This is a genomic window from Vibrio splendidus (assembly GCF_024347615.1).
GTDB classification, from domain to species: domain Bacteria; phylum Pseudomonadota; class Gammaproteobacteria; order Enterobacterales; family Vibrionaceae; genus Vibrio; species Vibrio splendidus.
In genome coordinates this window covers 2,628,968-2,645,162 of record NZ_AP025508.1, presented here as the reverse complement: position 1 = coordinate 2,645,162, position 16,195 = coordinate 2,628,968, and the positions used below count along the sequence as shown (strand labels likewise).

General features: G+C 43.7%; 10 protein-coding genes. 5 read left to right on the top strand and 5 right to left on the bottom strand.

Annotated features, from left to right (window positions below; translation table 11 throughout):
- Nucleotides 1-138: 138 nt before the first annotated feature.
- Both pflB and OCU90_RS11725 read right to left on the bottom strand, forming a co-directional pair.
- A complete protein-coding gene (gene pflB / locus OCU90_RS11730) occupies nt 139-2,415 on the bottom strand; it encodes a formate C-acetyltransferase (RefSeq protein ID WP_004736530.1) in 2,277 nt (758 codons plus the stop codon).
- A gap of 308 nt (nt 2,416-2,723) precedes the next feature.
- Nucleotides 2,724-4,265, bottom strand: coding sequence for a DUF3360 family protein (locus OCU90_RS11725; protein WP_017083998.1), 1,542 nt, complete (start codon nt 4,263-4,265; stop codon nt 2,724-2,726).
- A 790-nt stretch (nt 4,266-5,055) separates the two neighbouring features.
- On the opposite strand from OCU90_RS11725, the gene OCU90_RS11720 reads away from it, so the two are divergent.
- The 5 genes from OCU90_RS11720 (at nt 5,056) to OCU90_RS11700 (ending at nt 11,312) form a co-directional block, all read left to right on the top strand.
- Nucleotides 5,056-5,826 carry an ABC transporter ATP-binding protein gene (locus OCU90_RS11720; RefSeq protein WP_004736532.1) on the top strand — a complete coding sequence of 257 codons (771 nt, stop codon included), beginning with the start codon at nt 5,056-5,058 and terminating at the stop codon, nt 5,824-5,826.
- A gap of 136 nt (nt 5,827-5,962) precedes the next feature.
- Nucleotides 5,963-6,733 (top strand): ABC transporter substrate-binding protein, encoded by a 771-nt coding sequence (locus OCU90_RS11715; RefSeq protein ID WP_061021846.1) that lies wholly within the window; start codon nt 5,963-5,965, stop codon nt 6,731-6,733.
- A gap of 79 nt (nt 6,734-6,812) precedes the next feature.
- The gene (locus OCU90_RS11710; RefSeq protein ID WP_004736534.1) at nt 6,813-7,553 is read left to right on the top strand and encodes an ABC transporter permease; all 741 of its coding nucleotides are present in this window, start codon (nt 6,813-6,815) and stop codon (nt 7,551-7,553) included.
- Between the two features lie 2 nt (nt 7,554-7,555).
- Nucleotides 7,556-8,233, top strand: coding sequence for an ABC transporter permease (locus OCU90_RS11705; protein ID WP_004736535.1), 678 nt, complete (start codon nt 7,556-7,558; stop codon nt 8,231-8,233).
- A 223-nt stretch (nt 8,234-8,456) separates the two neighbouring features.
- Nucleotides 8,457-11,312, top strand: coding sequence for an ImpA family metalloprotease (locus OCU90_RS11700; protein ID WP_061021844.1), 2,856 nt, complete (start codon nt 8,457-8,459; stop codon nt 11,310-11,312).
- Nucleotides 11,313-11,449: 137 nt separating this feature from the next.
- Here the strand turns inward: OCU90_RS11700 and xthA are convergent, their stop codons facing one another.
- The 3 genes from xthA to emrD all read right to left on the bottom strand — a co-directional run bounded on the left by xthA (nt 11,450) and on the right by emrD (nt 16,061).
- The gene (xthA, locus tag OCU90_RS11695) at nt 11,450-12,256 is read right to left on the bottom strand and encodes an exodeoxyribonuclease III (protein WP_061021842.1); all 807 of its coding nucleotides are present in this window, start codon (nt 12,254-12,256) and stop codon (nt 11,450-11,452) included.
- Between the two features lie 171 nt (nt 12,257-12,427).
- Nucleotides 12,428-14,518, bottom strand: coding sequence for a S9 family peptidase (locus tag OCU90_RS11690; protein ID WP_061021840.1), 2,091 nt, complete (start codon nt 14,516-14,518; stop codon nt 12,428-12,430).
- Nucleotides 14,519-14,855: 337 nt separating this feature from the next.
- Nucleotides 14,856-16,061: a multidrug efflux MFS transporter EmrD gene (gene emrD, locus OCU90_RS11685; protein ID WP_099426135.1), complete on the bottom strand. Its 1,206-nt coding sequence runs from the start codon at nt 16,059-16,061 to the stop codon at nt 14,856-14,858.
- Nucleotides 16,062-16,195: the final 134 nt, after the last annotated feature.

The following is a 16,195-nucleotide window of genomic DNA, read 5'->3' as shown; positions in this document are numbered from 1 at the left end:
AAGTGAATGATTGGGTGCTTTCTTGCTCAACCTAACATTTTGGGAGGTAGGTGAGTTCAGTGCGATTTACAGCAGATATAAAAAAGCCCCGCACATTGGCGAGGCTAATATTATTTTACTTATCTATTTAGCGTGAGCTTATAGAGACTCAGTAAATGTACGTGCGATTACGTCAGCTTGCTGCTCTGTAGTTAGAGAGTTGAAGCGTACAGCGTAACCAGAAACACGAATCGTTAGCTGAGGGTATTTCTCAGGGTGCTTAACTGCGTCTTCAAGAGTTTCGCGGTTAAGAACGTTAACGTTAAGGTGTTGACCACCTTCAATGCCAGCTTCGTGGTGGAAGTAACCATCCATTAGGCCTGCAAGGTTAGCACGTTGGCTGTCTTGTTCTTTACCTAGCGCGTTTGGCACGATAGAGAAAGTGTAAGAGATACCATCTTGAGCATCAGCAAACGGTAGTTTACCTACAGACGTTAGTGAAGCTACAGCGCCTTTCTCATCACGACCGTGCATTGGGTTAGCACCAGGAGCGAAAGGAGCGCCAGCACGACGACCGTCTGGAGTGTTACCTGTCTTCTTACCGTATACCACGTTAGACGTGATAGTAAGAACTGACTGTGTAGGGATTGAATCACGGTAAGTCTTAAGCTTACGGATCTTGTTCATGAACGTAGAAACTAGTTCACAAGCAATGTCATCTACACGAGAGTCGTTGTTACCGTATTTAGGGTAATCGCCTTCGATTTCGAAGTCAGTTGCAATGCCATCTTCGTCGCGGATTGGTTTAACAGTCGCGAATTTGATTGCAGACAGTGAGTCAGCAGCAACAGACAGACCAGCAATACCACAAGCCATAGTACGACGAACGTCACGGTCATGAAGAGCCATTAGAGACGCTTCGTAGCTGTACTTGTCGTGCATGAAGTGAATGCTGTTTAGAGCTGTCACGTATTGCTTAGCTAACCAATCCATGAATGTGTCTAGGCGACCCATTACGTCATCGTAGTTAAGTACTTCGTCAGTGATCTTGTCGCCAACTGGACCAACTTGCATCTTAAGCTTCTCATCAACGCCGCCGTTGATTGCGTAAAGCATAGTTTTTGCAAGGTTAGCACGAGCGCCGAAGAACTGCATTTGCTTACCAACGATCATTGGTGATACACAACAAGCGATTGCGTAATCATCAGAACCAAGATCAGGACGCATTAGGTCATCATTTTCGTACTGGATAGAAGAAGTATCGATAGATACCTTCGCACAGAAACGCTTGAAGCCGTCAGGCAGTTGCTCAGACCAAAGAACCGTGATGTTTGGCTCTGGAGAAGGACCCATAGTGTATAGAGAGTTAAGGAAACGGAAGTTCGAACGCGTTACTAGCGTACGACCATCGACACCCATACCACCCATAGACTCTGTAGCCCAGATTGGGTCGCCAGAGAATAGCTCATCGTACTCAGGAGTACGTAGGAAACGAACCATACGCAGCTTCATTACGAAGTGGTCGATCATCTCTTGTGCTTGGTCTTCTGTGATTTTGCCAGCAGCGATATCACGCTCGATGTAGATGTCTAGGAAAGTCGAAGTACGACCTAGAGACATTGCAGCACCGTTTTGAGACTTAACAGCAGCTAGGTAGCCGAAGTAAGTCCACTGGATAGCTTCTTGAGCAGTTTGAGCTGGCTCAGAGATATCGAAACCGTATTTTTCAGCCATTTGCTTGATTTGACCTAGAGCACGATGTTGCTCAGAGATCTCTTCACGCAATTGCATTGTTGCAGAAAGATCTTCGCCGTTCTCGAAACGCTCTTGTAGAGATGCGAATTGAGCCGCTTTGTCTTTCATTAGGAAGTTGATACCGTATAGTGCAACACGACGGTAGTCACCAATGATACGACCACGGCCGTAAGCATCAGGAAGACCAGTCAGAACACCAGACTTACGACATTTTAGGATATCAGGAGTGTAGATATCGAAAACGCCAGCATTGTGTGTTTTGCGGTATTCTGAGTAGATTTTTGAAACCATTGGGTCAAGAGTTTCACCGTATGCTTTACAAGAACCTTCAACCATACGTACACCACCGTTAGGGATGATTGCACGTTTTAGTGGCTTCTCAGTTTGTAGACCAACGATAGTCTCAAGATCTTTCTCAATGTAACCTGCATCGTGAGCAGTAATGGTAGAGATAACAGAAGTATCGAAATCTACAGGTGCTTTAGTTGCGTTTTCCTGTTTGATACCTTCCATTACCGAAGACCAAAGCTTGTTAGTTGCTTCAGTACCCTCAGAAACTAGGAAAGACTCGTCGCCTTCATACGGCGTGTAGTTCTTTTGAATGAAATCACGAACGTTTACTTCGCTTTGCCACTCACCTGCAGCAAAATCTTCCCAAGCTTTAGCAAATTGCTCTGCCATGACATACCTACCTTTTTAGTAGAAAAAATACGTACATTAACACTGTTGAGCCAGCGCCCCTCGTAAGGGTAGTACACTCTTATTAATAACAATATATATGAGCATATTCGCATCATATGGTTATATATATTGTCACTACCTTTTATATGTTGTCTTTACTCTATGTATTCAAGACTACGCTAAAAAATTTCTGTAAACCTTAAACTAAATCAATAAATGCCAAAAAAAGTTGAAAAAAAAATGGGTGGCAGGGGTTGCCACCCAAACTTTTTTTTAGTCTCAATACTACTTTTGTGTAGTGAAGACCATTATAGCCAAGCTTTTAGACCATATTGGCTTTCTAGCATACCAACTGCAAGCATTGCTACTAGACAGATAACCAGAACACCGACTGGGATAACAATCTTGTCGACAAATGACAGACGCTTCGCACGCTCTTTATCACCAATCAGACCGTTGTTATCAAGCAGCATTGTTAAAGCCCAAGCTAATACCGGGTTAACAACTGCTGAACCAAAGATACAGATACCAGCCGCTTGTGAATCTTTTGAATCCTTAACCATCTGCATACCTGCTTCAAGTAGAGGCAGAGATACACCTACAAGTAGCGCAACACGCATCACTGGTGGCCATACTGCTACGTCCATTGGGAAACCAAGAATCGCAACAATAATACATAGAGAACCAAGCAAGATTGCGCCGCCAGGAATTGGACGTTTCGCGATTGCTGCTGGGATCATGTACGTACCCCAAGAAGATGTGATGTTACCACCACCCACTGCAGTACCGACCATTTGACGCACAGAACACATCGTCATTGTGTCATCAACATCCATCAGAACTTTTTCAGAACGTTTAGGGTAGTTCAGTTCTTGGAAGATACGGTGACCTAGGAAATCTGGCGACCACATTGCTACGGCAAGAATTGCGAATGGTAGAGAAGCGATGAAGTGTTCAACGTTTGGCAAGCCAAGCATCCAACCTTCAGAAGTAGAACCCCACCAGTAAACTGGGTTTAGGTTTGGAATACCCATTTCAGTTTCGAATACGATATCGAAACCAGCGCCCAATGCTAATGCAATAGCAAGGCCGGTGAATGCACACACAGGGATAGCTAACCAACGCTTGTTCACTTTTGCTAAGAAAGCGTAGATAGCGATAGTAATAGCAAGAACGATTAAACCAACGTAACCCATGCTACCCGCTTCAACAGTAGAAGATTGAAGACCAACCGCCCATGCCTGAATCGAGTTAATTTGGCTCATGGTACCGGTTAGGCCTAAGAAGATAAGCAAGCCACCTGCCGTACCTTCCGAAGTCAGGTTAACAAGTTTAGAGCCGCCTTTAAGGAAACTTAGGATTAGACCAAAGACACCGATAAGGATTGCCAATGCAAGAGGGTGAGCACCAGCAAGAGCGATGGTACCGATAAGAGGGATCATTGGGCCGTGGTTGCCGGCAAGGTTTGCTTTAGGGTTAAAGAAACCAGAAGCAAGAATACAGAACAGCAGTGCAGGAATAAGCATTTCTACACGAGCAACTTCAATTGCGAAGTCTTTACCTAGGTTTACGTGATCCCAAGCTTGAGTTAGGCCATCAGCCCAAGACATCATTACTGCTGAGTACATCGCGATGATACCGATGGTACCAGCAAGTGCAGGAACAAGGTCTTCAAGTTCAAAACGGAAATCACGGCCTGGAAGGTTTAAACCGAAGCGGCGAGGCTTCATGATTTGAAGTTCGTGATCTAGATAATCTGAGCGGCTCTCAAATTCCGAAGAAGGGCGGTGTAGCTCTTTATAGCTTTTCTCTTCTACTTCAGAGTTCGCATTATTCACAACGTCTGACATAGATTCCTCATATTTTTATGTTAGTAATTCTAAAATTGAATTAAATAAGTTCGCGTAATTGCGTTATTTCTTAGTTATAACTTATTAACATTATGTTGCACGGTTTTGATGTGCTTTATGCAGCTAAGTTAAAAGAAATATTTGGCATTTTTAATGCCTTATTTTGTATTGAGGAGTCTAACAAGCTTACCCTTTAGGGTGATTGATCTTGATCACTTTATGAGTGTATGTGAAAGAAAGCTACAAAACGCAGCGATTCATTAACGTACCGTTGATAAAAAGTGTAATTTGTTTTCACAAACTGACGTTTTCCAATCTTCTTTGAGCCTCTCCCGTTATGGCATTAGCTGAATTCTCAACGCCAACTGAGTTATTTCACTATTATTCGATTGTCATCCATTCCTCTTGAAATACTTACCATGTAATGACTTCAAACAGAACAGTGATTGATGGAGGGGATGTGCTGAATGCTCTGGTTGCATGTTTTCGACAGCGATGTTTCTAAGTTCACAAAACGTGTTTTTCTTGTGAGCTATCAGGCTACGAGAATCTCATTTTGATTAACTTTATTTAAACAATGTAAGAGTGGTAATTACGACTTATTGATAGAACTCATTCATTAAATTGAGGTGAAAACGCTACCTTTTGCATAATAAGTCAGAGTGAATCGCTATTTATTCCAAATTATTAGGTTAATAATTTGTTGCATGTTATTCCGTGTGGTGCTAGTTTGTATCGCATGAAAAGGTCGGAGTACCTTGCATTTTCACAAACTTGGGAGAGAAAGCGCATGAAAGATGTACCAGCGCTGGACATAAAGGATCTACACAAAACGTTTGGTCAAAATGAAGTTTTAAAGGGAATTTCACTTTCTGCGCATAAAGGCGATGTAGTCTCGATTATTGGATCTTCTGGGTCTGGTAAAAGTACTTTCCTTAGATGTATCAACCTTTTAGAGACACCTACCGCCGGCGAGATTTGGGTTAATGGCGAATTAATTCAAATGAAAAACAACCGCCAAGGTGTTTCAGTTCCTGCCAATGAAAAACAAGTACAGCGAATCCGTTCTCGCCTAGCGATGGTTTTTCAGGGTTTCAATCTGTGGTCTCACCTGACCGTTCTCGAAAATGTTATCGAAGCGCCTGTTCACGTCCTAGGTGTACCTAAAGCACAAGCGATTGAAAATGCAGAGTTACTACTGAAGAAAGTCGGTCTGTATGAGCGTAAAGATTACTACCCAGGTCATTTGTCTGGCGGACAACAACAGCGTGCTGCTATTGCGCGAGCGCTAGCGGTTGATCCTGAAGTTATGCTGTTTGATGAACCAACATCGGCATTAGACCCTGAGTTAGTAGGCGAAGTGCTTGGTGTAATGCGCGATCTAGCAGAAGAGGGCAGAACCATGCTTGTGGTAACACACGAAATGGCTTTCGCCCGCGACGTATCAAATCATGTGATGTTCTTGCATCAAGGTCTAGTGGAAGAACAGGGCGATCCAGCTAAACTGTTTACGGAACCTGAATCTGAGCGTTTACAACAATTTATCTCATCGATTTACTAATCAGAATTGAAATACCGCCGCTAAGGAAAATGGCGACGGTATGAACAATAAAACACAACAAGTAAGTTAATAAGCAACAACAAACAAAATATTAAAATTAGCAAAACATAAAAACCTAAATCACAGGAGTAGGGATATGAAAAAGTGGTTATTAGTCGCGGCACTTGCTGCAACTGCTGTAACGGGCGTAGCTCAAGCAAAAGAATGGAAAACAGTACGTTTCGGTATTGAAGGTGCTTATCCTCCATTTAGCTGGACAGAAGCTGACGGTTCACTAAAAGGCTTCGATGTTGATATGGCTAACGCGCTTTGTACCGAAATGCAGGTGCAGTGTAAGATCGTTGCACAAGATTGGGATGGTATTATTCCTTCTCTACTTGCTCGTAAATATGATGCAATCATCGCGGCAATGTCTATCACGGAAGAGCGTAAGAAAAAGATCGACTTCACTGGTAAATACGCACTTATCCCAAACAAGTTCATCGCTAAAAAAGGTGCAGGCCTTAACTTCGATGATCTAAGAGGTCAAAAAATTGCCGTTCAACGTGCAACAACTCACGATAAGTACCTAACAGACAACTACGGCGACACAGTAGAAATCGTTCGTTACGGTTCATTCGATGAAGCTTACCTTGATCTAGCTAATGGTCGTGTTGCTGCTGTACTGGGTGATGCATCGGCTCTAGAAGAAGGCGTACTAAACAAAGCGGGTGGTGAAGACTACGAGTTTGTTGGTCCATCATTAACCGATCCTAAATGGTTCGGCGATGGTTTTGGTATTGCTCTACGTAAGCAAGACAAAGATCTGACTAAGCAATTAGATGCGGCAATCCTTTCACTACGTGAAAAAGGCATCTACCAAGATATCGCGGCTAAATACTTCAACTACGACGTATACGGTCAGTAATATCTAGCGTCAATTCTTAAGGGAGAGGTTCTCCTCTCCCTGTCTTACCAACTTTTTCGCAGTTCTGTTGGAATTCATTATGTTTGATTTACAAGGATATGAAGCTTCGATCCTGAAAGGGGCGGTGCTTACAATCGAAGTTGCCTTGCTGTCGCTAATTTTAGCTATGGTTCTTGGTATGCTAGGTGCCTTAGCAAAACTTGCGCCTTATCGCTGGGCTCGTGCAATTGCAACCCTCTACACAACCGTCATTCGAGGCATCCCCGATCTCGTATTGATGATGCTGATTTTCTTTGGTGGACAAATCCTTTTAAACAACAGTTTGTATTCCATCAATGAGTGGCTCAATGAGTGGTTCACATCAAGTGATCCTAACCACGAGTGGACCGCTTACTTACCAGATTATATTGATGTCAGCCCATTTATTGCTGGTGTCTTAACCATTGGCTTCATCTTTGGCGCTTACATGGCTGAAACTTTCCGTGGTGCAATCATGGCTGTCGACAGCGGTGAGATGGAAGCGGCAAAGGCCTACGGCATGGGGCCCGTTTTAGCGTTCCGCCGTATTTTATTACCTCAAATGATTCGTCACGCACTGCCGGGTTTTGGTAACAACTGGTTGGTTCTACTAAAGACCACCGCGTTGGTTTCGATTATCGGCCTAGAAGACATGGTACGTGTTAGCGCGTTGGCTGCAGGCTCAACCAAAATGCCATTTACCTTTTATATGACAGTGGCACTTATTTTCCTATTCTTCACCAGTGTTTCGACGGGCTTGCTTAAGTTGGTTGAACGTAAATTTAGTATCCACGCGAGGTAGTTATGGACTTTTCATTGATAATTGAAAGCCTGCCGATTTACCTTAGTGGTTTATGGACAACGGCTTGGATGGTTTGCGTCGCTTTGATCATTGGCTTATGTGTAGCAATACCATTAGCTATCGCTCGTAACAGCCCAAATATGCTGATTAACGCTCCTGCTTGGTCGTTCATCTATTTCTTCCGTGGTACGCCATTATTGGTGCAGTTGTACCTGATTTACTATGGAATGGATCAGTTCTTCCCGGTAAAAGATACACTATGGGAGAATGCATGGTTTTGTGCTTTGGTGGCATTCATTCTTAACACATCGGCATACACAGCAGAAATCATTCGTGGTGCTATCAACGGCTTGCCTAAAGGTGAGGTTGAAGCAGCAAAAGCTTATGGTATGAGCACACCCAAGACATACCGCCGCATCATTCTTCCAAGTGCTTTACGTCGAGCATTACCGGCTTACAGTAATGAGGTTATCTTTATGCTTCATGGCTCAGCGGTAGCAGGTATCGTAACCATTATGGATCTAACGGGTGCTGCCCGTTTGGTTAACTCACGTTACTACGCACCATTTGAATCGTTCCTAACAGCAGGCCTGTTCTACATGGGGTTAACGTTTATCATCATTGCGATTTTCAAATTCGCAGAGAAACGTTTCTTAGCTTACTTAAGACCACTTAGCTAATCACACGTTACAAATCATAGTTAAAAAAACGGCGCTTCTATAGCGCCGTTTTTAATAGCATTAAACAAGTCGTGTGCTTTTGAATTCCACGAACTTTCGAGAAGCTACATCCCAACGAAATAGTTACCTTGCTTCAAATTAAACTCACGCATTCATGAGATTGATTGCTTTAGGTTTGGCGATAGATAGACTCATCGAAATTTTGTTGTTGTATGGAATAATGATGAAAAAGAGTTACTTACTGTCGAATTTGGTTGTTTGTGTTATCGCGTTATCACTTTTAGGATGTGGAGGTGGTAGTGGCGGTGAAAGTGCCCAAACTGGTTCTGGAGGTTCTGGAGGTTCTGGAGGTTCTGGAGGTTCTGGAGGTTCTGGAGGTTCTGGAGGGGAAGGTAATGAAGGCGGCGGAAGTGGCGAGCCTGGTATCACTCCGGTTCCACAAACTGCTGTTCAAAAGGCGTTGTCCACAGGTGACGCTTCTTATGTAGCAGACTCCAATGAATTCATTGATGCAAGCCAAACGTTAGTTACTGAATACAACTCGAACTACAACCACATTAAGCAAGCTCTATCACAAAACTCTGATGGTGAGCCTTTACGCAATCTTCATTGGGATCCAACACACGATACGGCAATTATCTTACCAACTTATGGTTTTAACGATGTCATCTTGCAAACCAATAAAGCGATGCAAGATGGGTATTCCGACCAAGAGCTTGTCATTGGTATCGCGGGTTATACGTCAGATAACAGTCGCTATGCAGCATTGGCAAGTAACCCGTTTCGAACTAAGCAACGCTTTCCAGATTCTGTCAACGAAGAGATGGATATTTGGCTAGAAAACTTGGTTAAGTGGGCTGCTGATAATGATTCACCACAAAATGTCGTATTAGCTCAGCTCGATCAATCTCATTATTTTCCTGACGACCAAGCTACACGCAACTGGTTGACTAGCAATATCAATCCTTCAATGGTTATTAATGCCGACAATACTTGTGATGGCGGTAAGTTGAGTCAATGCATTGAAAACAATAACCCTGATTTACTGGTTTTGTCTCAAAAGCTGAATGATGGTGATGACATTGAAGATGTGATTACGGGTTTACGCTTGGCGTTCAATAAAAATATACCAGTGTTATATCTACACCTTGATGGCGGCATGACGGATTTAGGTAACGCGCTATTTTCAGAAATGCACATGACTTACGTTGGCGACAACTATTGGCGTAAGCTCGGTTTATCGAACTGGGATTCTACACAGCTGATAGATCGAATACCGGATAATATTGTTCAACAACAAGCGCTTTTACAGCGACTGAAAGACAACAGCTTCACCGTCGATCTGAATTCCTGTGATGACAAATCTTGTCCTGACGATTCCAACATGAATGAAGAGTTCTATGCTGCTGCGAACAGTATTCGTTCACACCTAACGACTCTTGATAGCAAAAAAATTGATCTGTTTGCAACCGATGATTACGAATATGAAAAGTTGTTGCTGTTACTCGCTGATCGTTATCGCCAAGATGTTCAATACCCGATGGGTAAAGGCGTAACTGAGAGAATCGAGTTTCTCCATTCTTACTATAGTGATTACGCCACATACAACAGCCGTTTGTATAATGCAGCGCAACCAAGCTTAGGTAATTTCAGCTCTAAGAGTTTTGATAATGTACCGTTGGTCACCAAGCTTATTTCTTTAGAGTCTAAGAGAAACTTTCGTGCGGCCGGTGTTTATGCTTTGCCGGGTAAGACAATCAAAGTGACTCGTTTGGACAGTAATGAGGTGGCGACATCGATAGCATTTAATACCCTACGTAGTGGCGCGACTCACGAATTTTCGGGCGATGACGGCTATGCTAGGCCGAAGTTTTTGACCTCAGTAACCTATCCCGTGAAAACAGGAGAGACGATTTATCTGACTTCTGCCTATGGCGGAACATTACAGGTTCATTTTGATACCAATGATATTGATGTTGAACTGCGTTTTGAGAATGTTGCTCAACACCCTGTTTGGCGAAGTGAAGCCGACAACGACAGTTTTGTCGCCCAGCTTGAAGAAGGAAAGTTTGATTGGGCCGAGTTGGTTACACCTGGGTTCGAAGTCCATTCTAAACTAGACAAGATGAAAGAGTCTATCGGTGCCTCAGATTGGGCGCAGCCGCATGATATGGCACTCGCCACTGAGCGTTATGTACATAACTTTCCTCATGCGCTTGCAGGTTTTAGAGGTCCTGGGATTGATGAAATTACTGAAGTACATCAATACGGTGAGGCAAAGGGCTGGGAAATCGCGAACATTGATATCGTGAAGCACATGAATGCCGATCAAGCGAACTGTGGTTACGGCTGTTCAGGAAATCCTTACGATGCTTACTGGTCTTTTCACCCGTTAGGGCATGGTGATCTTCATGAGTTAGGGCATGGCTTAGAGAGAGGTCGTTTCAGATTTTCTGGATGGGATGGTCATTCAACAACCAACTACTATTCGTATTTTAGCAAATCGAAATACTACACAGACACCGGAAAGGTATCTTCTTGCCAAGGCTTAGATTTTAAAGGGCAGTATCAGCTTTTACAGCAGAGCCGGACTCAACCTGATCCCAATGCTTTTATGGCGGCTCAAAATCAAACTGGTTGGAGTTGGGGAGCTCGTATCTACATTCAAATGATGATGCTTGCAGAGCAGCAGGGTGTATTGAATTCGGGTTGGCATTTATTAGGGCGCTTGCACTTGATTGAGAGAGAGTTTAATCGCTTGAAAGGCGGTGATGAACTTTGGAACGATCGAAAAGGCTCGATTGGTTTTTCAGATTATACGAGACAAGAAGCGGTAGATATTACAAACAATGATTGGTTGCTTATCGCATTGAGTTACGTTGCAGAACGGAATATGACGCAATACTTAGACATGTGGGGGTTCAGTTTCAGTGATAAAGCGAAGCAACAAGTCACGGCTCTTAGTCTAAGTAACATGCCCTTGACATATTTTGCATCATCTAATCAAGGGTATTGTTTAGACGAGTTTGCCAAGGCAGCGCTGGATGTTGATGGCACGACTGCTTGGCCGCTGAACTAGACCATACGATATAAAAAAGAGAGGGGATATTATCTCCTCTCTTTCCTTATTAGCTTCTGATCAGCGTTGTGAGCACTATTTGTTTGCTGTTTGCTGTTTGCTGTTTGCTCTAGCTAAGTTTTGTTACCTAAAAATAACTATTTAAACGTCGACCAAATTGGCGCGTGGTCAGACGGCTTTTCGATGCCACGCAGTTCGTAGTCGATGCCTGCTTCAGTGCACTTATCAGCAAGCTTTTGAGTTGCGAGGACCACATCAATACGCAGGCCGCGGTTGTCTACGAAGCCTTTTGAGCGGTAATCAAACCACGAGTATTGATCGTTCACTTCAGGGTGTAGTAAACGGAAGCTGTCCACAAAACCCCAATCCATCAGTGTTTTCAACCATTCGCGCTCTTCTGGTTGGAAAGAACACTTACCTGTTTTCAACCAACGTTTCGCATTAGGTTCACCAATACCGATATCAATATCGGTAGGGCTGATATTAATGTCGCCCATTACGATCACTTGTTCATCTTTGTTGTGGTAATCGTTCAGGTACGTCATTAAGTCTTTGTAGAACTCACGCTTATACGGGTATTTGGTTTCATGCTTAATGTTATCCCCTTGAGGGAAGTAACCATTTAGTACGGTAACCTTTTCACCATTTTCATCTTCAAACGTCGCCATGATCATGCGTTTTTGATGGTCTTCATTGTCAGTAGGAAACCCCTTCTGTACCGAAGTTGGCTCTTGCTTACACAGCATTGCTACACCGTAGTGCGCTTTTTGGCCGTGGAAGTAAACCTTGTAACCCATTGCTTCAACATCGGCTAATGGGAAGGCTTCATCGTGCACTTTTATCTCTTGAAGACCAATCACGTCGGGTCGGTGCTTATCGATAATAGCTTGCAGTTGGTGAAGACGGGCTCTAAGGCCATTTATGTTGAAGCTAATGACTTTCATTTGTTTTTATACCTCTCGTAAACCCTTGTGCTTGCTTGTTTATCAAGGGGTTGTTGATTTGGTGGATTTCATGGTTCATCGTATTTAACCATGCTTAATAATTTCTGTCGCCACTTTATAAAGACTAAATGGCGACGTTAAATTGTGTGAATACCTACAGTTACGCTGAGTCTACTGAGTTTTTAGTAAGTCTAAAAAGAACGCGTATTCAAGTGCGTCTTCTTTCAATCTTTTGAAGCGACCAGAAGCCCCGCCGTGACCAGCTTCCATATCGGTTTTGAACAACAACACATTATTGTCTGTTTTCATTTCACGCAGTTTCGCCACCCACTTCATTGGTTCAAAGTACTGTACTTGTGAGTCATGCAGGCCTGTTGTTACTAACATGTTCGGGTAGCTTTGAACTTTCACATTGTCATATGGTGAGTAACCTAGCATGTAATCGTAGTAGGTTTTATCGTTGGGGTTGCCCCATTCGTCATACTCGTTTGTGGTGAGAGGAATCGATTCATCAAGCATAGTCGTCACCACGTCTACAAACGGAACATGTGCACCAATACCACGGTACAGTTCTGGTGCTTGGTTGATGATTGCGCCCATCAATAGACCGCCAGCAGACCCGCCTACCGCAAATACTTTATCTTTAGCGCCATAACCTTCTTCAACAAGCCCTTTAGTGACATCAATAAAGTCGTTGAACGTGTTTTGTTTGGTCAGTTTCTTGCCATCTTCATACCAAGGGCGACCAAGCATCTCTGAACCACGGATATGTGCGATAGCATAAACGAATCCGCGATCAAGTAAGCTGAGGCGAGCCGATCCAAAGGTTGGTTCGATTGTGTGGCCGTAAGAGCCATAGCCATATTGGTAGATAGGGTTGGTGCCGTCTTTCTTGAATAAATCTTTACGATAAACCAAAGAGACAGGAACTTGCTTACCATCGCGAGCCGTTACCATGATTCGCTCTGATTGGTAGTTATCCGCTTCGAAATCACCTAATACGGGTGTCTGCTTCATTAGCTCAGATTCACCTGTACTTAGATCGAAATCATAGTAAGTACCTGGCGTAGTTAAGCTGCTGTAATAGACACGAACTTTTGAGTTATCTAATTCATAGTTACTCGTTAGGTAAGCGGCAAATGCGGTATCGTTAAATTCAAGTGGGAACTCGTTGCCTGTTGAGAGTTGGCGAACTTTCACGGTAGACAAGCCATTCGCACGTTGTTCGTAAACAAGATGGTCATCAAACAGTTCGAAATCGACAAGTTGAGTGTCGTCGTCTGCTGGGACGACGTCGACCCATTTTGAACGGTCATGCATGTCTGCCGTGTTTACTTTCATTAAACGGAAGTTGACGGCTTGGTAGTTGGTGTCGATGTAATACCAATCATCTAGCTTAGCGATGCTGTACTCGATGCCAGTCTCTCGTGGGTAGAAAGGTTTTGCTTTCGCGTTTGGGTTGTTGGCATCAATGATCGAAACACCACTGGTCTCAGTGCTCGAGTGCCAAATGTAGACCTGTTCACCATCTTTGTTTTTACTCAAAGAGGTGTAGTAAGCGCTGTCGGTTTCTTCGTAGATTAGCTCATCGCTTGTCTGAGATGTGCCCAATACATGTCGTAAAACTTGGTAACCCAGCAATGTTTGTGGATCTTTCTTGATGTAGTAGAAGGCTTGGTTGTCGTTTTGCCATGCAATTGCACTCGAGGCACCTTCAATTTCATCTTTCAGATATTCACCTGTCGTGAGGTCTTTAATCTTGATGGTGTAGATTCGGCGGCTAAGCGTATCTTCGCCATAGGCTAACAAGTTTTCGTTTGGACTGATCGTCAAGCCACCAACACTGAAGAATTCATGTTCTTTTGCCAGTGCGTTAACGTCTAAAATGATTTGCTTGTCTGCGCCTGCAAAGTCTTTTGCACGTAAGTGAACGGGGTATTCGTTGTCACCTGTGACTTCATTTGAATAGAAGTAGCTGCCTTTGCGAACCGGTACTGAATTGTCGTCTTTTGCGATTCGCCCTTTGATCTCTTCAAATAATTGTTTTTGTGCCGCTTCTGTATGTTTAAGCACCGTATCTGCGTACTGATTCTCTTGCTCAAGTTGTTTCAAGATCTCTGGGTCTTGGCGTTCATCATCGCGCATCCAGTAGTAATCGTCGATTCGGGTATCACCATGAATCGTCATTGCATGAGGGACTTTCTTAGCAACAGGAGCTTGTGTTTGCTGGGCGACAAGTTGCGATGGAGAGTAGTGGTTCATGGTTGTTATTCCTTGATTGCTGCATCCGGCGACAAGCGCTATTGATACGGCTAATGTGGTTAAAGCGAAACGCATCTTTATATCCTTAGTGTGCACCTTACTCGTTTTAATGCCAGCATCCTTTGTTGGTTAGGTTTCTTCCAGTGATGTTATTTATAATTGGATTCTGGATATGCACTTTCAGCGTAAGTGTCTGTTATTGTTTTCAAAAAATCAAAGTAATGTTAAATGAAATTGCTGATACGTGAGAGTGGAAGGAATAAGTGCCAAACAACGAAAAGGGACACACTTTTCAGTATGTCCCTTTTCGTTGTTTGGACTGGGTTCGAGTTTTACTTTAGATAGCCAATGGCATTTCGTTTGAATGGTCAGGTTTACGATTAACCCAACGTAAACCAAGCATGGCGATGAGTGACATTGCAATCATCAAGCAACCGAGTGGCAGTTGGTCTTGAGCAGGGAAGAACGATGCCAATAGTGTTGCGATGCCAGCACCTAGATTTTGCATACCACCGAGGATCGCGCCCCCTGTACCTGCGTGGAATGGGAATGGCGAAAGCGCTCCCGTTGTTGCTGCTGGAAATAAGATACCAGCGCCTAAGAAGTAAATCGTTGCACCGCCAATCAAAGTTAATGCTGTTGTTTGACCGAATAGACCCGGTATCAATACCACTGTTGAGCCTACCAAGATAGCAACTAGACCAACATTCAGTACACGGCGCTCACTGCGACGTTGTGCGATGTAACTAGATAGGCCTGCACCGATTAAGTAACCTGGAATGGGTAAGACAAACAACAAGCTTACTGTGGTTGCAGGTAAGCCAAGTACGCCGGCAAGCAACACACCTGCCGCTGCTTCAAATACGGCTACACCAGCAAAGGTTGCGACTAATACCAATAAGAAACCTTGGAAACGTTTGTCAGACAGAACGAATTTGTAGCTGTTGGCAACTGATTCATGTTTGCGTCGTTCTTTCGGCAGTGTTTCCATCATGCTCGTCATCATGGTAATCACAACGGCGATACCAAACAGCGCAAGGAACAAGTAGCTAGAACGCCAGCCGAAAGCTTCTGTTAGGTAACCACCCAATACAGGAGCCATCAATGGTGAGAAAATCACACACATGCTAATTAAGCTGTTTGCACGGTGCAGTTCTGCGCCTTCAAAACAGTCGCGAGTCAATGTACGAGACATCGCACCGCCACAACCGATACCCAAACCTTGGATAAAGCTACCCGCTAAGAACCATTCATACTCGTGAGCGAACAATGCCACCAGAGTGCCGATGATGTAGATGATCAAACCAATCACGATGATCGGTTTACGACCTAGGCGATCAGAAAGTGGACCGTAGACAAATTGCGACAGACCATAAGGGATCAAGTAACACGCCATCACTGCTTGGAGTGAAGACGCCGAAACCAAGAACTCACCTGACATATGACCGATAGAAGGCACATACATCGTTTGAGTCATTTGACCTACAGCAGTCAGAATAGCGATTAAAAAGGTAAGTTTCGCTAATGGAAACGAGGCGGACATTTGCGTATCTCTCCAAAAAATAAAGACGTAAAAAGCCTTAGCGCTCCTTTGAGGAGAGCCAAATGAATAAAGTGTTCAGGGAATCTAGGCGCGAGATATTAGATCTTGAATGCCGAGTTAGCAATCAAAAAGTG